Consider the following 20,540-nt stretch of genomic DNA (forward strand, 5'->3'; position numbering starts at 1 on the left):
TCGACATTCAGACAGACCAATTCACCCGCCGATGAATCGATTTTTTGGCAGTTTTTTTGTAGTCACCAAGGATAGAACGGATGAAACATTTTTTGATGGGGGTTCTGACCACGTTGGTCATTGGCGTAGGGGTTGGCGTAGTAGCCGTTTATTCCGGCATGGTCAACGTGTCGGCGGACACCCCGCACAGTCCACTGGTCTTTCGCCTGATCGAGACAGCACGCGAACACGCCATCGACCGTAATACGCGAGATCTGACGGCGCCAGCCAACTTGTCTGACGCAGAACGGGTGCGCCGAGGGGCGGGCAATTACGCCGCCATGTGTGTGGGGTGCCATCTCGCACCCGGCAAGACGGACTCGGAAATTCGAATGGGCTTGTATCCGCAACCCCCTGACCTGGCCCAACCGGATGAAGTGGCAGTCGATGAGGCCGCGCGTCAATTTTGGGTCATCAAGCACGGCATCAAGGCCTCAGGCATGCCCGCCTGGTCCAAGGGTGGAATCGAGGATGAGGCCATCTGGGACCTGGTGGCCTTTCTGCAGCAGATGCCCGCACTTTCGCCCGCACAGTACCTCGAACTGGTCGAGGCCAGTGAAGGCCATTCGCATGGTGGCATTGCGGGTCATGGGGACATGCGTGGCAAGGAAGGCGAAGGTGAGCCGTCCACAGTCAAGCCAGGCGGTCATGATAATTCTGATGGCCACACTCACTGAGGGGGCTCCAGTGAGAATGCGCGCCTTCCAGCCCCTCGTCATGGGGTTCTCCCGTCGCATACGCGACCGTTTTGACACGGGATGCCATCAAACCGCGTAGATGACGAAATTGTAATCTTCTCGTCAGCTTGCCGTGGGGTGGCATGGGCCAAACTGGATCCAACCTGAAACAAGGAGCCACGCGTGAAAATTGCCATCCTGAGAGCCCTGCTTGTCGCCGTTGTTTCCCCGGCCGTATGGGCCGCGCCCGATACGCCAGTCGTTGATGTCTACAAAAGCCCGACTTGCGGCTGCTGCAGTAAATGGGTCGACCACCTCAAGGCCAATGGATTCACGGTTAGAAGCCATAACACCAACGATGTGGTGGCACATAAATCCCGCCTGGGTGTTCCATTCGGCTATGGCTCTTGTCATACCGCACAAGTCGGCAGTTATCTGGTCGAAGGCCATGTCCCTGCCAAAGAAATCAAACGTCTGCTCAAGGAAAAGTCCAGTGCCCGTGGCCTGGCAGTGCCGGGCATGGTGGCAGGATCGCCCGGCATGGAAACAGACGAGCGCAAGGATGCTTATGACGTTTTTCTCGTGAACAAGGATGGGTCCACAAAGACCTACGCCCATTATTTATAAGGAATGAATATGAAACCGATGTTAACCACTTTCGCACTTGGCATGAGCCTGACATTTGGTATGCCGGCTTGGGCTGAGACTCAGCCTATGGACCATAGTCACGGTGGAGCAGCAAACCATACCGCCATGCCCGCCATGCCCGCCATGTCCGGTATGAACGCCACGTTCAGCGAAGGGCTGGTAAAAAAGGTGGACAAGGATCAGGGCAAGATCACGCTCAAACATGGCCCGTTGGAAAACTTGGGTATGCCGGGCATGACCATGGTGTTTCGTGTGCAGGACGCCGGCATGCTTGATCAGGTTAAGCCGGGTGACAAGGTTCGTTTTCTTGCTGATCGGGCTAATGGCTCGTTGATTGTGACCAAGCTCGAAACCGGGCTCTAAGCCGAGTTTTCCTGACACAGGAGGATGACGATGAAACCTGTCTTGAACGTATTGCTGGCACTCACCATGGTCGTGTCAACTGCCGCACTGGCCGGACAGACAGGCCGGCTGCCCATGCCCCCGAACTTCACCGGGCAGGAGGCGCCAGAGGTGATATTGCGTGCCTATCCGCTTGGTGACGTCACGAAACAGGCTGCATTCAGCCACCACGGCAAAGCGGTCCGCACCTTGACGTTGCCCAACGGCAAGGAAGGTTGGGTGTACGAGGGAGGAGGCAAACAAGCCCAAACCTATCAGTCCCCCACCAAGGGAAAACAGACGGTATACGAAACGGGTCCGGGAAATGGTGTGCGTACTTTCACCCTGGTGTTCGATGACAAAGGTGTGGTCATCGATGTGCTTTACAACGAGCAAGGTCGACACGATGGCCTCACAGCATTGCAAACGCAGCGCAAGGACCGCGGTGAGGGTGCGGATAAGCATTGACATGGCTGCGGGATAAGCGCGCCGAACACGGCGGTCAGCACGTTTCTGTGGGGCTGACCAAGTGGGTTGGGTGGCGATGCGCACTGATACGCATCTACAGCATTACGAAGATTTCCTGTTGTTGAGTTTTGTTGAAAAAAATGAGGTGTTCATATGAACGTCAAGATCATTGCAACCAAAGGTTGTAGTCATTGCACGGGGTTGCAGCATGAACTCAAAGATATGGGGATTCCATTCGAGGTGTTGCTTGTTGAGGAACATCCCGACGTAATCAAGCGGCATGACATACGTCACTCGCCGAATATCCTGGTGAATGATGAAGTTGTTTTTCGAGGACAGCCTACCCCGCTTGAATTGCGGGAATTTTTCAGCATGAGCTGAATGAAAACCGACAAAGGAACCGTTGCCATGAAATACAGGATAAGCAGTTCCCGTCATTGTCTTGTCATGGTCATGTTGAGTCTGGCCGCAGCCAGTAGCAATGTCTACGCAGAGAGCGACTATCAGGCTTTGCAAAACGAAGTGCAGGCGCTCAGACAGGAGTTGTCCGAATTGCGCGCCTTGGTGAAGCAGCAAAGTGCCTCACAGGAAGACGTGAAAAGTCTGAGGCAGGAAGTGAAGGCAACGTCCCGGGCACAATCTGAGGCAACCAACGCTGATTCGGTGGCGCATATTGCCGGTTATGCAGCCGTAGGGTTAACCGACCGCAGCCAGAGCGGCGGCAGCGCGTTCAGTGTTGCAAGCTTCAATCCCATTTTCCACTTTCTGTACAAGGACATTGCCCTGGCAGAGGCAGAACTTGAGATTGCGGCAGCGCCTGACGGGACAACCGAAACCAAGCTTGAATACGCATCCATCGACATTTTCCTGAATGACAACACCACGCTTGTTGCGGGCAAGATTTTGAGTCCCCTTGGCTACTTCAGACAAAACCTGCACCCGGCCTGGGTCAACAAATTCCCTTCCATCACTCCCGGGTTCGGCGAGGGCCAGGCTGCGCCCTCGAGTGAGGTTGGCCTGGGGGTGCGTGGTGGATACCCATTGGGCGAGGGCAAGAAGCTGAAGTACGCGCTCTATGTGGGCAATGGACCTGAGCTGGAGGTTGACGGAAGTGAAATTCATGGCATTGAAAGCGATGGCTACACGCGTGACGTTGATCACCGCAAGGTGGTTGGCGGACGCATAGGGCTTGTTCCGTTGCCCAGGCTTGAATTGGGTATTTCTGCCGCTGACGGAGGTGTGGGTCTGGAAGGTGAGCCGGACCGCAGTTACCGGGTTTTGGGTACGGATGTCGGCTACCAGTGGAAGCAACTTGATCTGCGTGCGGAATACATCAGCCAGCGAGTCGGTGATCTGGCAACCAGCGTGGCGCCGGATGGCGGTACGTGGAAGGCGTGGTACGGCCAGGCGTCCTACAAATTTCTTCCAACGAAATGGGAAGGGGTACTGCGCTACGGCAAGTACATTTCGCCGCACGCTGATCAGCGACAGGAGCAATGGGCCGTTGGCGTGAACTACCTGTGGGGCCCCAGCGTGATGGCAAAGCTCGGCTATGAATTCAATCAAGGCCTTGCGGGTGAGAACACCGATGCCAACCGTTGGTTGTTGCAGTTCGCTTACGGTTTTTGAGGAGGAATGGCCATGTTGAATAACTCATTCCACTGGGCAGCTTCGCTCGTCTCGGCTGTGCTTCTATCGATGGCGATGGCAGGCGTCTCCCATGCAGAACCCTCGGCTTCAGTCCAGGACGACCCGGGGCACTTTGCGCGCGGCGCCCAGGCGTGGGCAAACAACTGTGCAAGTTGCCATAACTTGCGACCCGCAAAAGATCTCCGCGATGACCAGTGGCGTGTTGTAGTGGCCCACATGCGGGTACGGGCTGACCTGACCGGCCAGGAAGCGCGCGACGTGCTCAAGTTCCTTCAGGAGAGCAACTGATGCGCGGTGCACGTTTAACCATGCTGTCTGCGATGGGCCTAGCGTATGCCAGCCTTTCGATTGCGGCGGGCGACCCCGGACGCGGCGCAATGGTCTTCAATGGTACGTGCATTGCCTGTCACGGCAGCGATGGCTTCGGCAGTCTCCCCGGCGTTCCGGATCTGACCGGGCGAACGGGATTGCTGTCACAAGACGACGCTGTCTTGCTCAAGCGGATGACAGAAGGATTTCAGTCGCCCGGCTCCCCAATGGCCATGCCGCCAAGGGGTGGCGATCCCGCATTGACTGACGCAGATTTGAAAGCTGTTCTGAGGTACATGCGCAAGGAATTCAAAAATGCGCCCTAAAGCCACGAATTCACAGAAGGAGAGAAACCCAATGCATCGCGCCAAGGTGTTTGTTCTGAGCAATTGTTCACACCGGTATTGGCTGCTGGTTCCGTTGCTCATCCTGGCCAGCCTGACGGTTCACGCGGCAGGCTTTCCCCAGCCGAGCCCTGGTTTGATGCCGAACCCGGCAAAAGGAAAAGTTCTTTATAGCCAGAACTGTGCATCGTGTCATGGCGCCGACCTGAAAGGCAGCGACAAGGGCCCGCCATTCCTGCACCGGATATATGAGCCCTCTCATCATGCGGATCTGGCTTTCCAACTGGCGGTGAAAAATGGGTCGCGTGCACACCATTGGCAATTCGGGGATATGAAACCTGTCCCTGGCCTGAGCCCGAACGATGTCGCGCATGTGACTGCCTATGTCCGGTCTGAGCAGCACAAGGTCGGCATTAATTAAGCCGATTTCTTAAGGAGAGAACCAAAATGCGTCACATTAATCAGTTCGTGTTGGGAATGGTCTGGCTAGGCAGCGGAACACTTGCAGCCGCTGCGCCGACAGCATATATCCCCCTGGGGTCTGGCAACGCCGTGATTGCCGTGGATACGGCGACCGGAAAGATCACGAAACGCTACCCCGGGGTGGACAATCCGCACGGCCTGGTTGCGACACCGGATGGCGAATACCTGATCGCAGGGAGTCTCAAGGAAACCCCTGTTCCAGAAGGTGCCCCTGCGGACACCCCCAACAGCAAGTTGTATGTCATTCATCCCGAACATGGTCACGTGATGGCGGAAATTCCGGTTTCCGGATGGACCCATCATGAAGCCATTACCCCGGATGGGAAATTTGTGATTTCCACGCATCCGACCCGGGGCGGCATCAGTGTTGTCGACTTTGTCGCCAACAAGGTGTTCAAAACCATCAAAACCGGACCGGCACCCAATTACACGGTGATTACGAAAGACGGGAAGCGTGCTTACGTGAGCAATAGTGGCAACGGCACCCTCAGCGAAATCGATCTCACCAAGTGGGAAGTGACCCGTTCACTTGAGGCCGGGCCCTCGCCCGAGCATCTGGTTTTTTCTCCGGATGAAAAAATCCTATACGTGGCGAATGACCGGGCTGGAACGGTTTCCGTCGTGCCCATCAAGGAAGGCAAAGTCGAAACGACCTACAAAATTGGCAAACGTCTGCACGGACTAGACATCGGCGACGATGGAAAAACACTTTTCGTCAGCAGTCGTTCAGACGACAAGCTGGTAGCGCTGGACACCACAACCGGATCGCAGCGCACGTTGACGCTATCCCCCGAGCCTTATCACCTCGACAGGATTCCCGGTACCGGGAAAGTGTATGTCTCAAGCAGCAAGTCCCCAATCATCTGGATCATCGATCAGAAGACTTTTACCGTCACCGGCACGATTCAACTCCCTGCAGGAGAAGGTCATCAGACCGCAGTGGTTCCATAAATATTCGATGGCATACACGGCAGTGTAGTGAATGCCTACGGAATTCATGTGAATGGGAACAAGAATGGCTCGATTACGAATTGAATTTCAGTGCGATGAGTGAATCGACGTGGCACTGGCTAAGTGTTTGGTGGTCCCCGGAAAGATTTGATGACGAGTCTTTTCAAGATCCGCTAAGAAGTAGCTCCCTCAGGAGCGTAGGTTGATCGTTTACATAAACTGAAAGGAAGAAACATGAAACAGCATTTAACTACATCCGCGTTGTTGTCCTCCCTGTTTGCAGCCGGCATCTTCGCTTTGGCGCTTCCAGTCAACGCCCAACAAATGGGTCCAGGAATGGCCGGTAACAAGATGGGCAATAGCATGCCAGGACCGGGTGCACAGCAAATGTCCGGTTTGCAGCACGATATGTCTACTCAGATGATGGGTATGGCCGGACAAATGGGCAATGGCAACCTGAGTGCTGCACAGCAGAAGCTGATGAGCGAGCGCCTGCGCACGATGGGAACCATGATGGGCGACATGTCCGGCATGATGGGACAGGGCATGATGATGGATGCCAATACCCAGAACCGCATGAATCAGATGCGTACGCAGATGGACGGAATGATGCACGGTGGTGGATCGCCCATGATGAAGTGATGGGTGTAGGCCCGGCGACATCATCGGATGTCTGCCGGGTCTAAGTAGGTTAGGACAAATATTTTGTGTGATGGCCCTTATCCCTGCATCACGGCTGATTGACGTTACTTCATATGCTCAGCCCCTATTGCCATTCGTATTCGAAGCAGGAATGCATCGTCTTTCTTTCAAGAAGGAAAGGTGTCCAACAAGTGGTTGTTATCCAGGAGAGAAAAGATGATGGGTGATTATGGGATGACGGGGGGCTTTGGTGGAGGATTCGGCGGAATTTTCATGATCCTGTGGTGGGTGCTGATCATTGTGGGCATTGTCATGCTGGTGAAATGGTTGGCCACGTCGAACAGTGTAGGTGGACGCAGAAACGAAGACAGCAAAGCGCTGGACATCCTCAAGGAACGCTATGCGCACGGCGAGATAGACGAACAGGAGTATCAGAAGCGGAAAAACGATTTGACACAGTAGCTTGGCGGTTAAGAACCTCGTGGTTGTCACAGGCATTCTGGTCTTTGGCTCCGGATCCAGTTCGATGGGCTGTGGACCGTGGCACGACTGGGGTCGTATGGGTGGTTGGAGCGATGATTCCCGAGTGCAAAACTGCCACAACCTGGAGCACGAAGACATGGTGATGATGCACAATTTCCTGATCAAGACGTTAGTCGGAATTGAAAAATGAGTGAGTCTCAAGTTAAAACAGAAAAGGGGCCGTTCGACGTCGATCGAACCATTCCAGTGCTTCCTGTCGCTGCGGATTCACTCGAGGAAGCCATTCGCAAGATGACCTCTCTTGAGCCAGTCATTTATGCCCATGCAGACTCGCACGGCCAACTCCGCATCAGGTATGACGCTTCCAGCATCGGGATTCGCGGCATCGAACGGCTTCTCAACGAGTCGGGAATCGGGCGCGCATCCAGCGCATGGTGGCGATTCAAGTCGGCGTGGTACCGCTTTCTTGATGACAACGCCCGAACCAACGCCCACTCCAGTGGAGGCACGTGTTGCAACCGGGCACCTACGCTGTGGAGCGGCGGCCGTAACGTGGACCGGAAGGATTGAGCCATGCCTGTAGTTAAAGCCAATGCGACCGATACTAAAGTTTTCATGGCCTGCGGCGCGGCTATCGCGCACGATACACTCCAAGGGCGGCAAGCCTGACAGCCAAAATCACTCAGGATTTCGGAGGCAGTGATGAATGACAGCACAACAGATCCAGTATGCGGGATGCAAGTCAGTTCGGATTCTTTTGCTATGGAGTATCTGGAGATGCATTACGCCTTTTGTTCCCAGCAATGCCAGGATCGTTTCAAGGCGAACCCGCATCTTTATGTTGGCGTGCCAGGTCAGATGGCACCCAAGCACAAGGGAATGGAAATTTTGAAGCAACGGCGTTTCCGCCTTGAACAACCAATGTCCGATACAGACGCGTCCATTCTTGTTGACGCGTTGGGCGGCATGATGGGCATCAAGCATATAGAGGTTGCTGGCGACATCGTATCCATAACCTATGACCTGTTGCAGGCGACCGCAGAACAGATTGAAGCGCGCATGGGTCAGATTGGTTTACGTCTTGGAACAGGGTGGTCGGCGCGGTTGCAACGCGGTTTTGTCCATTATTTGGAAGAGATTGAAGTAGGTAACTTGGAAGTCAAACCGCATTCAGGGCATCACTAAATAGTGGGTGCGTGACGTTTAATACCTGCGGTAAGGAGACGGCCATGTGTCACCTGATCTTGATGTTGCCCGTGTTGGCGTTAATCGTTTTTTGGTTATGGCCAGTCTCGATTGCAGCGCCACTCTACGCCGTTGTCTTTCTCGCGTCCGGGATCATGTATTTCTTTCTGATGCGCGCGATACGCCTGCCAGTTCAGACCGGAGTGGAAGACTTGTTGCAAAGTATGGGAAAGGTGATCGATGCCAAACAGGGTGTTGTTCACATCCAGATGCATAGTGAAATCTGGAATGCCCGTTCGCATGACGAGCTGCACCCTGGCGATACGGTCCGGATCACTGGCGTGGACGGGTTGAGTCTTGATGTTGAGAAGTCCACTTTAGAGCGCGATTAAATGGCCCATGGCGTCGTACGTGACGGATGGAATGAACAGGATGACGCGCCACCGCATCGCAGATGTGGGCCTATGGCCACGCCGGAACGCTTTCATTGTTTGAAAAGAGGTACGCGGTGGCATTAACAAAGGCCCAGATCATTGACCTCTATCGGGTACGCGCCGCGTGGTATGACTTCTCGGCGAATCTGTATTACCTGATCGGTTTCCGCGAAGCTCGGTATCGCAAGGAGGCTGTGGCTGCGCTCGGGTTGAAAACCGGCGATACGGTTGTGGAAATTGGCTGTGGTACCGGGCTTAATTTTGGCTATTTGAGGGCTGCGGTGGGCGGGGCAGGAAAGGTTGTAGGTGTAGACCTGACCGATGCCATGCTGGCGCAAGCCGGACAGCGTATTGCACGTGAAGGGTGGAGCAACGTCATGCTGGTGCAGCGCGATGCTGCCGCCTATGAGTTTCCGGCCGAAGTGCAGGGTGTGCTATCGACCTTTGCATTGACCCTGGTCCCGGAATATGAACGGGTGGTCGAAAATGCCGCCGATGCGCTTGCAATGGGCGGACGGCTGGTGATTCTGGATTTTCGCCAACCGGAAAACTGGCCACTGTGGTTGGTCCGGTTGGGGGTATTCGTCACCCGACCCTTTGGCGTATCGCTGGATTTGACCGACAGAAAGCCTTGGTTGGTCATGCAGAAGCATTTTTCGCGTGTGACCACAACGCTTCATTTTGGTGGGTCTGTATACATCGCGGTCGGGGAAGGCAGAGAACCTGGCAACAAGCGAGGGCGGCGATGAAATGTGCATCCTGGTCTCCGTTGGTAGCTGCTGATTCTGACGCTGATAGGGTATCCGCTGACAAGGTTTAATCCGCCCCTGATTAATGCGTCATGGAGGAATCAAGATGAACCACACAAGACATATGAATGAGAACCACGGCATGCCGGACGATAAGCCGCAAGCCGTACACGACCCGGTTTGCGGCATGACCGTCGAGCCGGATGCGAGCACGGCACACGCCGAACACGCAGGTATGCAATATTATTTTTGCTCTCAAGGCTGCTGCGACAAGTTTGTTGCCGAGCCCACCCGCTACGCGGGCGTCCAAACAGGCGAGCCTCAGCCGGCGGTAGTTAAAGACAACAAAACGATTTACACCTGCCCGATGCATCCCGAGGTGAAACAGCCAGGCCCAGGTGCCTGCCCCAAATGCGGCATGGCGCTGGAGCCGATGGGGGTTCCCGCAGCCGCCTCGAAAACCGAATACACCTGCCCCATGCATCCGGAAGTGGTGCAGGATCATCCCGGTAATTGCCCCAAGTGCGGCATGACGCTGGAGCCACGCACCGTAGCGGTGGAAGAGGACGATGCCGAACTGCACGACATGACCCGGCGCTTCTGGTTCAGCACCGTGCTCGCCATCCCTGTTTTGATCAGCGCCATGGGATCGGAGTTCTGGCCGGATCTGTTTGCCGAATTCATCAGCCCGCGCAACCGCCAGTGGCTGGAAATGCTGCTTGCAACGCCAGTAGTGTTATGGGGCGGCTGGCCTTTCTTCGTGCGTGGTTGGCGGTCTCTGCTCACATGGAACCTCAACATGTTCACGCTCATCGGTCTGGGGGTGTCGGTGGCCTGGGGCTACAGCATGGTCGCCGCATTCATGCCGGGAATATTCCCGCCTGCGGTATTCAACGAGATGGGGGTGGTGCCGGTTTACTTCGAAGCTGCAGCGGTGATCACTGCCCTGGTATTGCTGGGCCAGGTGCTGGAGTTGGGCGCCCGCAGCCAGACCAACACCGCCATCAAGTTGTTGCTGGGGCTGGCGCCCAAGACGGCACGCATTGTTCGTGACGACGGCCGCGAGGAAGATATCCCGCTCGATCAGGTTCAGCCCGGCGACACATTGCGGATTCGTCCTGGCGAAAAAATCCCGGTGGATGGCACTGTCATTGAAGGCTTGAGCCATGTGGATGAGTCCATGGTCACCGGCGAACCGGTTCCGGTAAAAAAAGACGCTGACGCAAAAGTCATCGGCGCGACGGTGAACGGTACCGGCAGCCTGTTGATGAAAGCCGAGAAGGTGGGTAGCGAAACCCTGCTGGCGCAGATCGTTCATATGGTGGCGGAAGCGCAGCGCTCCCGCGCACCGATCCAGAAACTGGCGGATGTCGTCTCCGGTTATTTCGTCCCGGTGGTGGTTATCGTCGCGCTGATTACATTTGGCGTGTGGGGTCTGTGGGGACCGGAGCCACGTTTGGCCCATGCAGTGATCAATGCCGTTGCCGTGCTCATCATCGCGTGCCCCTGCGCGCTGGGGCTGGCCACGCCGATTTCCATCATGGTGGGTACCGGGCGCGGTGCCATGATGGGGGTGCTGTTCAAGAATGCCGAAGCGCTGGAAGTGATGCGCAAGGTGGATACGCTGGTGGTGGACAAAACCGGCACCCTCACCGAAGGCCATCCTGAACTGGTGAGCGTCACTCCGGCAACGGGTTTCGATGAAGCAGAGATCGTGCGTCTGGCCGCCAGTCTTGAACGCTCCAGCGAACATCCGCTGGCTGCTGCCATCGTGCGTGGTGCGGAGAAACGCGGTGTGGAATTGGAGTCGGCAGAGGACTTCCAGTCAGTCACCGGTAAAGGCGTGACAGGTGTGGTGGCGGGGCGCCAGATTGCGCTGGGCAATATCAAACTGCTTCAGGATCAGGGCATCGACGTCGGCGACCTGCCGGCGCAAGCCGATGCGCTGCGCGCAGAAGGACAGACCGTGATGCTGCTAGGCGTCGATGGCCGTGCCGCAGGACTCATTGGCGTGGCCGACCCGATCAAATCGACCACGGAAGAAGCGATCCGCCTGCTGCACGAAGAAGGCATCGAGATCGTCATGCTCACGGGTGACAGCCGCAAGACAGCCGAGGCCGTCGCAGCAAAACTGGGCATTGACCGGGTTCAGGCCGAGGTGCTGCCCGACCAGAAAGCAGCGGTGATCAAACAACTCCAGTCTGAGGGCCGCATCGTCGCCATGGCTGGAGATGGCATCAATGATGCCCCGGCCTTGGCCCAAGCACAGGTTGGCATCGCCATGGGCACCGGCACCGACGTGGCGATGGAAAGCGCAGGGGTAACCCTGGTCAAGGGCGACCTGCGCGGCATCGTGCGCGCTCGCAAGCTCTCGCGCGCCACCATGAGCAACATCCGGCAGAACCTGTTTTTTGCATTTATCTATAACGCACTGGGTGTGCCGGTGGCCGCCGGGGTCTTGTATCCCTTCTTCGGCCTGCTGCTTTCACCCATGATCGCGGCGGCGGCCATGAGCTTCAGCTCGGTGTCGGTGATCACCAATGCCCTGAGGCTGCGGCGTGTTGGGCTGTAAACAGAAGCTGAACAGCAGCAATGCGAAGCGCCTGCAGCAGTTAACAGCCAAAAATAAATGGGGGAGACATGCGTGAATCAAGGAAAAGATCGAACATCGAACTATAAGGAAAATAGCCTGACGCTCGTTGGGGCAGTCGCGCTGGGTACGGGCGTGATGATTGGTGCGGGCATTTTCGCCTTGACCGGACAGATGGCTGAAATGGCCGGCGCACTCTTTCCCTTTGCCTTTCTTTCTGCTGCGGTGGTTGTTGCCTTTAGTGCGTACTCCTATGTGAAGTTGTCTAACGCCTATCCTTCTGCTGGCGGGATTGCGATGTATCTCAACAAGGCTTATGGCAAAACATTGCCGACGGCCTTTTTTTCTTTGTTGATGTATTTTTCCATGGTGATCGCCCAAAGTTTTCTGGCACGAACATTTGGGGCTTACACACTCCAGCTGTTTGATGTGAGTGATACGGGCCTGTGGATTCCCATTCTCGGAGTCGCGCTGATCGTAATTGCCTTTCTTCTGAATCTTTCAGGAAACCGCATCATAGAAGTGGTTGCATCAGCATTAGGTGTGGTGAAGATCGGTGGGATCATCCTGTTCGGTTTGGTGGGAATCGTGGTCGCCGACAGCACCGACGTGACCTTCACTGTTTGGAAGTCGGATGCGGGCGTTGTAGGATTTATCGGTGCAACGGCACTAGGTATTCTGGCCTTTAAAGGCTTTACAACGATTACCAACAGCGGTTCAGAGTTGAGAAATCCACATCGGAATGTTGGATTGGCCATCATTATTTCAATTGCATTGTGTGTTGTGATTTATTCGCTGGTTGGATGGGTTGTGTCGAGCAATCTGTCTCTTGAGGAAATCATCAAAACCCGCAATTACTCTTTGGCAGCTGCGGCAAGGCCGGTGACTGGTGATCTGGGCCTGTGGTTTACTGTGGCCCTGGCCATGATTGCCACGGCAGGTGGAATCATTGCCAGTATCTTCGCAGTGTCCCGTATGCTGGCCATGCTGACCGAGATGAAACTGATACCGCATAGTCACTTGGGCATGCCTGGCAGCATTCGTCAGCACACGCTGGTTTACACCGTAGTGTTGGGCTTGATGCTTACGGCTTTTTTTGACATTACCCGTATTGCTGCACTGGGCATTGTTTTTTACCTGATCATGGATCTGGCAGTCCATTGGGGTGTGCTTCGCCATTTACGCGAAGCGGTAAAAGCGCAGGCCGGCATTCTGGTGACTGCGATTATTCTTGATTTGGTGGTGTTAGCCGGATTTGTTTGGATCAAGCTGAAAACAGACTCGTTGGTGCTTGTTGTGGCAGGAACGGTAATGTTGATTATCCTGCTGACGGAATTTCTCTTTTTAAGGAGAAATCCGATTGAGCCGGGCGAGCATGATCACTGATAATATTTTCTAAAATGGGAGCGTTGCCTCGACCTGTTAATGTCGAGCGTGCGGATTCATCCGGTGGATGCAACAGATTGACTGAATCGTTCAGCGGGTATTTCGAAGTTTAGTGTTTTCCTTGGGCGCTCATTTAATTTCCTCACCACGGCATTCAGCTTGGCTTGGGAGTGTGCCGAAAGGTCGGTTGGCGTACTGATCCGGGACCGACCGGTCAGAAGCTCAAAGCGGACTTATTTCCCTTGTTGTGCGTAAGACCGCTTCGGCCGAGAAGCGGGCCGACATCAGATTCTCTCCACCGGCAGCTTTATGATCAGTAAGCCGCCATTGCCCATGAAAACATCATCAGGCACCCAAGTACATGGTATCTCCCTTACCGGCTCAATAAGCCGGGATATTTTTTTGTGCGCAGATCTTCTAACGCTTTGTCGGTCAATCCAGGCGGGTGGGCGTTCGGGGTACCACCGTCGGACTTACGGGCGTTGCCCCGCCTCGTGCCGAGTCGCGACCATACGGCTTTGATCCCTGACGCCTCCGGCCCTCCGGGCCTGCGCGCTTCGCTTGCCATGTGGGTAGCGGAGTGTGTGGGAGAGGCGGCCTTGCTGTTCCCTTCAACGTACCACGCCGTTCTCGCCGTCAAGGGCTGCGCGCCCTGCCCTTTGGTTGATTGCTTGCGTCCATGCGGCCGTCTGCGACCCCTGACTGCTGCGCTGCGTCGTGTTGCGCCGGTTCCGGGCAATTCCGCCCGATTCGGACTGGAGCACGATCATGATGCAACTTTCTCTTTCTATCGATTCTTCCCTTCTCGTTCGCGATGTCGCGGGCGACTACCGTCCGGCCAATGCCGACGAGGTGTTGCAGGCTGCGCGGCGTGTTCTCGCAAGACAGATGCGCGGCTGCGAAGCGCTGACCTCGCCGCAGGTGGTGCGCGACTTTCTACGGGTCAAGCTGGGGGCGCTGGAGCACGAGGTGTTCGCCGTCATCCATCTGGACGCACAGAACCGGGTCATCGACTACGTCGAGATGTTTCGCGGCACGGTGAGCCAGACATCGGTGTATCCACGCGAGGTGGTCAAGGAGGCGTTGGCCAGGAACAGCGCTGCGCTGCTGCTGGTGCATAACCATCCGTCTGGCGTGGCGGAACCCTCGCGCGCCGACGAGCTGCTGACGCAGACGCTGAAATCGGCGCTGGCGCTGGTGGACGTGCGGGTACTGGATCACCTGATCGTCGCCGGTAGCGCCATCCTGAGTTTTGCCGAACGCGGGCTGTTGTAGCCCGAGGGGGCATCGCCCCCTTTTTTTGCTGTGTCCCTGATTTCGTGAAGACGGTGCGCGCTACGCTTGCCTCCAGGGGGCGGCTGACGCCCACCCCGCCGCGCAGGCTTGGCGCCCCACAAGACCGCCGAACAGGCGGCGCCTGATCGGCCAGCACTCGGTGTCGATTGCGCGCTACGCGCAGTGTTCATTTTCAGCAGGCGTGCCTGCGGCACGCAGCAGCGCTCGCCGCGCGGCGTGGGTACGTCGCTCATCTGGTCGCAGGCCGGTCATCCGTCTTTCCCTCTCCTTCATCACTGATCCCGCGACCGTAGCCAGCGGTGCCTGTCCGTCAAGGCGCGCAGGGCCGTGTCCTCGCCTGCGGCTGCGGGCCGCACCCCCTGCGCTTTCTTCCTTGACCGCCAGCCCCTCGCCGGCCCGGTTGTTCGCGGGCGATGAACTCAGGAAAGACGGCGGCAACGGCGACCAGCCCAGGTCACTGCGCCGAATCCACCGAAGCCAACACCGGGCTCCGAATCTTGGAATCCGGTCAGCTTTGAAACCACAGCTTATAACCACAGGAGAAATACCATGCAACTCAGTTCCCGTTTCGCCAACGCTACGCCCTTCTTACGCGCCGACCATCCGTTATCGGATGATCAGATTCGCAGCGTGGCCCCTTCCATCTTCGCGGAGGAAAAGCACCAGAGCCGATCCGACCGCTATACCTATATCCCGACCGGCGAGGTATTGGGTGCCCTGCGCAAGGAAGGCTTCCAGCCATTCATGGTATGCCAGACGCGTGTGCGCGATAGCGGCAAGCGCGAACACACCAAGCACATGCTGCGATTGCGCCACGCAGCGCAGATCAACGACGCAGAGGCCAACGAAATCATTTTGCTGAACTCGCACGACGGCACCAGCAGCTATCAGATGCTGGCGGGAATGTTCCGTTTCGTTTGCAGCAATGGGCTGGTGTGCGGCGACACCGTGGCCGACCTGCGCATCCCGCACAAGGGCGATGTGATCGGCCAGGTGATCGAAGGCGCCTACGATGTGCTGGACGGGTTCGATCTGGTGCGGGAACGTCGGGAAGATATGGCCGCCATCACGCTCAAGCATGGCGAATCAGAGGCATTTGCTCGCGCCGCGCTGTCGCTGAAATACGATGACCCAATCAAGCCTGCGCCCATCACGGAAACACAACTGCTGCGGCCTCGACGCCGGGATGACGACCGGCCCGACCTGTGGAGCACGTTCAACCTCGTGCAGGAGAATCTGGTGCAGGGTGGACTGACCGCACGCACGGCCAATGGACGCAGGAACCGCACCCGCGCCATCCAGGGCATAGACCAGAACGTCAAGGTCAACCGGGCGCTGTGGATACTGGCCGAAGAGATGAAGCGGCTCAAGAACTGACATGCGAGGGGGCTTTGCCCCCCTCATTTGCCAGCGCCAGAGTACGCAACACGTCGGTCCAAGCCCAAGAAGAAAGCGCTGACCAGCGAAGCGGAACGGCTGGCGGTGGGCACGAACTGGCTGCCGTTGATGCTGCGCGCGGTGGAGCCGGAAGCACAGGAAGAAGTTGCCCCGGTCGCTGATTCGGACAGATAAGCGGGCAGCCCGTCAAGTTGCCCGCAGGGACTATTTTTGGCGCGTCGCGCGCGGCAAGTGTGCCGCGCGCGTTTTAACAGCCAACGACCTATCCTTCCTCCAATGCGAGCCCAGCCGAAGGCTGGGCGGCGAGTATGACAAACTTTGCTGCGCCGGTTGTGCAGTAGCACGCTGCCCCCAATGCTGGCGGACAGGTCGCCATGAACGATGGCAGCTCACGACAGGCCGTCCACCCTGCCCTTCCGCAGCCACGCTACGAACGATCAAACCTGCGTCAATGCACAAGGGGGCGTTCATCCCGGGTGATTCGGACTGACCCTGACTGCGATGGGGTGCGTACCGGAGACGCTTCTGTGCGGAGATGCAAGAGCCATGATGCCTTTCGGATGGAGTCGCACCCAACGGCGGCCTTGGCTTGTCGTGAATCCTGGCGAGGCAGCGGCTACGCCTCGGGCTTCATGGCTGCAACCGTCCGGCCCAACAAATTTCCCCGGCACTACGTGCCTTCCTCGCGAAACAAATTTCTTGTTCCTCCCGGTCCTCCACGCTGTTGCGGCCGCTGCGCGATGCAGCCCGCCCGACCCTCACCCATCGGATCACCGACAAGGCCGCGATGGGCGCGACCTTGCACCACCAAAAGGAGATTCATAATGGCAAACATTGGCACCTTCACCGCACAGAACGACAGCTTCATCGGCACGGTTCGTACCCTGACGCTCAACGTCAAGGTCAAATTCGTCCCGAACACCGGGGAGAGCGAGAACGCTCCCAACTACCGCATCGTCGCCGGCAACTTCGAGATCGGCGCGGCGTGGAAGAAAGTCAGCAAGGCGGAACGGCCTTACCTGTCGGCAACCCTGGATGATCCGTCGTTCCCGGCGACCATCTACGCCCGTCTGGTCGAGGGCGAGGATGGCGTGCACAACCTGATCTGGTCGCGCAGCAAGGGCGATTGATCATCGCCCTCGGCGCCCCGCCTATGCGGCGGGGCGTTTTCTGCGAAGGCTTTGATTCACAGGCAGCCGCCGTCAAGGTGGTGATCTTCCGATCTCGATATGCAAACGGTGCAAGCCGGAACGATTGCATGCATGCGCCTGACTGGAGCGCACTCTAACTTCCAGGATTAACCACATGGACCTTGTCTTTATGATTCAATGACTCTGTTCATGACAACCCCGGCGGACCTTCCTTGAATACTGATACACCCGAATCCAGTCGCAAGGCATTGATCGATGCTCTGCTTCTCAAGCTCCCTGGCGTCAGTGCAAGAAAAATCAGCGGCCTTGATGCCTACTTCGTCAGCGACAAGATGTTCGCCTGCATCAGCGGTGGCGGCATCGGACTGCGCCTGCCCGCCGCCACCGCGACCGAACTGCAGTTCTCAAGGGGCGACGTCGTCCCGTTTCAGCCCGGCGGCATGGCTAGCACCAGGGAATGGGTACAAATCGACCGCGCCGATGCGGCTGAGTACGAGAAGGATCTCGAGCTGTTTCAGACCTCGCTCGAGTTTGTGAAAGGCGCCCGAACCCGCTAGGTCGGCAGCGTCATTTGACAGTCGTTTATCGGCCAGGAAGTGAGGCCGCCAAGGGGATCGCCGCGACCGTCCGGCCATCAGCCACAGTAAACGCACAAGCTTGTGCTACACAGTTCATTCTTCTTGGTTCGGGCATCCTGGCTTTGGTTTTACTCGCACGGAGATCGTCGGTCGATTGCCTTGAGTAACCTGTATAGGGAGTAAATATGCGAAGAGCGGCAATACTGGTTCTGGGCCTGACCCGTAAAGACAACTGGCTGGCAACGGGCCAGTTTGGTGTTGGGCATTTTTAGGACGAAGAGACGGTCGTGAAAAGTTACACCGGCGCTATTGAGCGGCCGGTCCGCCCTGGCGGATTCAACCGATCGACGCAACGGATTGGTTAAATCCGCCTCATCTAACCGGCCGTTCAAGTGTCAGTAACGCCGAATGTCAGTATGACGTCCTGAATCCGTCATTCGATATGGCGGAGCGGCAACCGAAAGACGAGTATGCCCCGCCTCCGGTAATCCCTGCTAGAGTTCATCAAATGGACTTGTCACTGATATCGTTGCCTGAGACACATGCGTATAGATCATGGTCTTCTGCAAGCTTCGATGGTCAAGCAAAAGTTGTATTGTACGGATAGGCGTCAGAAGACCAGCCATGCCACTCTCTACATCTCAGGTCCACCAACTCAGCACTGCGATCGCTGGCTACGCCTTTCCGTCTGCCTACTTCGACTACGTCGCAAATATTCCTGTGGTCGGTCTCACGATGCCGCAGGTGGAGTCGCGTATTCGGAGCGATCTAATCTCGGGCGCCCCTTCTCTGACCAAGGATGGCCTTTCGAACGTGCTGTATTGGGGCTTCGCCCAAATGGGGGGACTTGCTTCCGTTCGGGTTGACCGCTTTCGCACGCAGATAAGTCAGCCTCAGCTTCAGGCGGCTTCCCAGCTTCTCAGTGGCACGCCACGACCAGCGCTCCACGCCATCGCGAGCCTTAGGCTACCTCAGTTCTCCGGAGTCTCCTTTGTCAGTAAGGTTCGCATGTTCCTCGATCCAACACGCTCCGCCACGCTTGATCAACAGATCATGAAGATCCACGGGGTTCGGGCCACCACTGTCTTGGCCGCTGTGCGCCGCTCCAAGACAAGCATTCCCGTATCTGCGGCCAACTCAGCCGCCTATGAAGCGTGGTGCGACCGGTTGGACTATATTCGATCAACATATCTGCCGGCATTTCGCGTAGTCGATATCGAACGGGGTCTGTTCCATCTAATTCAGGCGGGTCACGTCAATAGTGCTGCTGATTTGCTTGCTGACGCCTAATATTGCGGTCAAGGCGCTCCCTTTGATCGCTGGGACGCACCGCAAGCAGCGCGCCCCTTACCATAATCGTTTGGCCTCGCAAGCACCCCTCCGGCTCCAGCCGGTTCGGTTATCGCTAAGTTGACAATTTGCGGCGACCGAGAGTGTGTATAGATAAGGAGAGAACCATGAGTCTGCTGAAGGACATTTACGACATCATTGCCTCCGAGAAAGCGGCCAAGATGCTGCTCGACAAGAAGATCACCGAGTTTCTGAAAGGCGGCCTCTTCAAAAAGGAGCCAACTCGGCAGGAGAGAAAGACGAAGCTGAAACCGCTCATCGATCAAATGACCAACCCTAATTTCTCTTCGGAGTTCAGCTCTCAACTCGCTTTCCTTGGCGCCCTAACAGGAATGATCGTCGAGTGCACGTACACCGCCGCAAGAGGTTGTATTGTCGAGAAGCTGTACCTCCCTGACCATGCACTTTACTTCCCTAGTACCGCGGGCGATCCGTCGTTGGGTCGTTACGCCATTGAGAAGGGAAAAGAACAACTCTATGCGCTGAAGAACGAAGACAAAACCGACTATATTTTCTACGCCATTCACTTGCCGGTTGGTGGAGAGATTGAAGCTGCTGATATTGCCAAAGTGCTAGCTGATATCGCCGAGTCAAATCCAATAAAAGGCGAACGCCAAGCGCTGCTTGATTGGTTAGAAAATAGTGGAATCAAGGCTACTGCAGTGGTCGGTATTGGTCAGCATGTCGATACAAATGCGTTTCGCTATGTCCCGACCCAACGCTCAATATTCGGACAGTCCGAGCAACTTCCGTTGAACTTCTCCGACAAGGCGACAATGAATGTTTTGCAGAAGACGCTCACGGACCTATTGTCTGCGTCTGTCATTTGATCGGCGCACCCTGTCGCCACTCATGCGAGGCCTAACGTTGAACGTCGCTATGACTACTTAGGGCATTGAATTAGAAGACGTAGGGCGATCAGCCACGGCCGACGGGTCTTGCGACTACAGCAGACGGGGGCAATCGAAAGGCCGTTGTCGCATTTGGCCGAGGATGAGACGGTTGACGCCCCTGCCATGGCAGGCAGGTTGTCGGCCTTATGTAAAACTTTACATAAGGCCGATTATGCAAAGTCGTTGATTATGGAAAGTAGCGAGTCGGAACGCACGCCAATAGCTGATTGGCAGCGGCAGGCGCGAATTCCGTCCTTCACATAATCACAGGGTCTTTAGGAAGTCGATCAGCGAGTCGGGTGCACGATAGCGCTGCACCTTGACCTCTGGCGCTTGAAGGCGTGCCAAGGCACGGTCCTTCATGGTCAGGTCGGCCTCGACGTAGTGGTGGGTTGTTAGCGGGCTTTCATGCCCGAGCCAGAGCGCGATTACGCTGATATCGACGCCGGCCTGCA

At 56.5% G+C, this 20,540-nt stretch carries 25 protein-coding genes and 1 pseudogene; 24 read left to right on the plus strand and 2 right to left on the minus strand.

Annotated features, from left to right (window positions below; translation table 11 throughout):
* Window positions 1-80 precede the first annotated feature (80 nt).
* The 18 genes from B059_RS0115105 to B059_RS0115195 all read left to right on the plus strand — a co-directional run bounded on the left by B059_RS0115105 (window position 81) and on the right by B059_RS0115195 (window position 13,419).
* Complete coding sequence (locus tag B059_RS0115105; protein ID WP_018079092.1) at window positions 81-716, plus strand: c-type cytochrome; 636 nt, start codon at window positions 81-83, stop codon at window positions 714-716.
* Window positions 717-899: 183 nt separating this feature from the next.
* Window positions 900-1,343, plus strand: a complete 444-nt coding sequence (locus B059_RS0115110; RefSeq protein ID WP_018079093.1) for a DUF411 domain-containing protein — start codon at window positions 900-902, stop codon at window positions 1,341-1,343.
* A 9-nt stretch (window positions 1,344-1,352) separates the two neighbouring features.
* The gene (locus B059_RS0115115; RefSeq protein ID WP_018079094.1) at window positions 1,353-1,727 is read left to right on the plus strand and encodes a copper-binding protein; all 375 of its coding nucleotides are present in this window, start codon (window positions 1,353-1,355) and stop codon (window positions 1,725-1,727) included.
* A gap of 30 nt (window positions 1,728-1,757) precedes the next feature.
* Entirely contained in the window at window positions 1,758-2,213 is a 456-nt protein-coding gene (locus tag B059_RS0115120) for a hypothetical protein (protein WP_018079095.1), read from the plus strand.
* Between the two features lie 153 nt (window positions 2,214-2,366).
* Window positions 2,367-2,594: a glutaredoxin family protein gene (locus B059_RS0115125; RefSeq protein ID WP_018079096.1), complete on the plus strand. Its 228-nt coding sequence runs from the start codon at window positions 2,367-2,369 to the stop codon at window positions 2,592-2,594.
* Entirely contained in the window at window positions 2,595-3,842 is a 1,248-nt protein-coding gene (locus B059_RS0115130; RefSeq protein WP_018079097.1) for a hypothetical protein, read from the plus strand.
* A 12-nt stretch (window positions 3,843-3,854) separates the two neighbouring features.
* Window positions 3,855-4,151 (plus strand): cytochrome c, encoded by a 297-nt coding sequence (locus B059_RS0115135; protein WP_157273741.1) that lies wholly within the window; start codon window positions 3,855-3,857, stop codon window positions 4,149-4,151.
* Window positions 4,151-4,498 carry a c-type cytochrome gene (locus B059_RS0115140; RefSeq protein ID WP_018079099.1) on the plus strand — a complete coding sequence of 116 codons (348 nt, stop codon included), beginning with the start codon at window positions 4,151-4,153 and terminating at the stop codon, window positions 4,496-4,498. The genes B059_RS0115135 and B059_RS0115140 overlap by 1 nt, the downstream gene beginning before the upstream one ends.
* Window positions 4,499-4,529: 31 nt before the next feature.
* Window positions 4,530-4,937 (plus strand): c-type cytochrome, encoded by a 408-nt coding sequence (locus tag B059_RS20440; RefSeq protein WP_081601648.1) that lies wholly within the window; start codon window positions 4,530-4,532, stop codon window positions 4,935-4,937.
* A 26-nt stretch (window positions 4,938-4,963) separates the two neighbouring features.
* Window positions 4,964-5,950: a beta-propeller fold lactonase family protein gene (locus B059_RS0115150; RefSeq protein WP_026177572.1), complete on the plus strand. Its 987-nt coding sequence runs from the start codon at window positions 4,964-4,966 to the stop codon at window positions 5,948-5,950.
* 234 nt (window positions 5,951-6,184) lie between these two features.
* Window positions 6,185-6,592, plus strand: a complete 408-nt coding sequence (locus B059_RS0115155) for a hypothetical protein (protein ID WP_018079102.1) — start codon at window positions 6,185-6,187, stop codon at window positions 6,590-6,592.
* Between the two features lie 216 nt (window positions 6,593-6,808).
* Window positions 6,809-7,054 (plus strand): SHOCT domain-containing protein, encoded by a 246-nt coding sequence (locus tag B059_RS0115160; protein WP_018079103.1) that lies wholly within the window; start codon window positions 6,809-6,811, stop codon window positions 7,052-7,054.
* A gap of 207 nt (window positions 7,055-7,261) precedes the next feature.
* On the plus strand, window positions 7,262-7,645 hold the full coding sequence (locus B059_RS0115170; protein WP_018079104.1) for a hypothetical protein: 384 nt from the start codon (window positions 7,262-7,264) through the stop codon (window positions 7,643-7,645).
* Window positions 7,646-7,777: 132 nt separating this feature from the next.
* Entirely contained in the window at window positions 7,778-8,260 is a 483-nt protein-coding gene (locus tag B059_RS0115175) for a YHS domain-containing protein (RefSeq protein ID WP_026177573.1), read from the plus strand.
* 44 nt (window positions 8,261-8,304) lie between these two features.
* On the plus strand, window positions 8,305-8,652 hold the full coding sequence (locus B059_RS0115180) for an NfeD family protein (RefSeq protein WP_018079106.1): 348 nt from the start codon (window positions 8,305-8,307) through the stop codon (window positions 8,650-8,652).
* A 62-nt stretch (window positions 8,653-8,714) separates the two neighbouring features.
* Complete coding sequence (locus B059_RS19290; protein WP_018079107.1) at window positions 8,715-9,443, plus strand: class I SAM-dependent methyltransferase; 729 nt, start codon at window positions 8,715-8,717, stop codon at window positions 9,441-9,443.
* A 124-nt stretch (window positions 9,444-9,567) separates the two neighbouring features.
* Window positions 9,568-12,015: a heavy metal translocating P-type ATPase gene (locus B059_RS0115190; protein ID WP_018079108.1), complete on the plus strand. Its 2,448-nt coding sequence runs from the start codon at window positions 9,568-9,570 to the stop codon at window positions 12,013-12,015.
* A 72-nt stretch (window positions 12,016-12,087) separates the two neighbouring features.
* Complete coding sequence (locus tag B059_RS0115195; RefSeq protein ID WP_026177574.1) at window positions 12,088-13,419, plus strand: APC family permease; 1,332 nt, start codon at window positions 12,088-12,090, stop codon at window positions 13,417-13,419.
* A 56-nt stretch (window positions 13,420-13,475) separates the two neighbouring features.
* Here the strand turns inward: B059_RS0115195 and B059_RS20885 are convergent.
* Window positions 13,476-13,604: pseudogene (locus tag B059_RS20885) on the minus strand (IS30 family transposase); the annotation flags it as partial.
* A gap of 583 nt (window positions 13,605-14,187) precedes the next feature.
* Here B059_RS20885 and radC point away from each other — a divergent pair.
* The 6 genes from radC to B059_RS0115235 all read left to right on the plus strand — a co-directional run bounded on the left by radC (window position 14,188) and on the right by B059_RS0115235 (window position 20,022).
* Window positions 14,188-14,694, plus strand: coding sequence for a RadC family protein (gene radC, locus B059_RS0115205; RefSeq protein ID WP_018079110.1), 507 nt, complete (start codon window positions 14,188-14,190; stop codon window positions 14,692-14,694).
* Between the two features lie 570 nt (window positions 14,695-15,264).
* On the plus strand, window positions 15,265-16,092 hold the full coding sequence (locus tag B059_RS0115210) for a DUF932 domain-containing protein (protein WP_018079111.1): 828 nt from the start codon (window positions 15,265-15,267) through the stop codon (window positions 16,090-16,092).
* A gap of 845 nt (window positions 16,093-16,937) precedes the next feature.
* Entirely contained in the window at window positions 16,938-17,243 is a 306-nt protein-coding gene (locus B059_RS0115220; protein WP_018079113.1) for a DUF736 domain-containing protein, read from the plus strand.
* Between the two features lie 233 nt (window positions 17,244-17,476).
* Window positions 17,477-17,821, plus strand: a complete 345-nt coding sequence (locus B059_RS0115225) for a hypothetical protein (RefSeq protein WP_026177575.1) — start codon at window positions 17,477-17,479, stop codon at window positions 17,819-17,821.
* Window positions 17,822-18,466: 645 nt separating this feature from the next.
* Complete coding sequence (locus B059_RS0115230) at window positions 18,467-19,132, plus strand: hypothetical protein (protein ID WP_018079115.1); 666 nt, start codon at window positions 18,467-18,469, stop codon at window positions 19,130-19,132.
* A 167-nt stretch (window positions 19,133-19,299) separates the two neighbouring features.
* Window positions 19,300-20,022 (plus strand): hypothetical protein, encoded by a 723-nt coding sequence (locus tag B059_RS0115235; protein ID WP_018079116.1) that lies wholly within the window; start codon window positions 19,300-19,302, stop codon window positions 20,020-20,022.
* 327 nt (window positions 20,023-20,349) lie between these two features.
* Here the strand turns inward: B059_RS0115235 and B059_RS0115240 are convergent.
* Window positions 20,350-20,540: site-specific integrase (locus B059_RS0115240; protein WP_018078937.1), on the minus strand; the 191-nt coding region annotated here is incomplete at its 5' end.

The sequence above is a fragment of the Thiobacillus denitrificans DSM 12475 genome (assembly GCF_000376425.1).
Taxonomy (GTDB): domain Bacteria; phylum Pseudomonadota; class Gammaproteobacteria; order Burkholderiales; family Thiobacillaceae; genus Thiobacillus; species Thiobacillus denitrificans.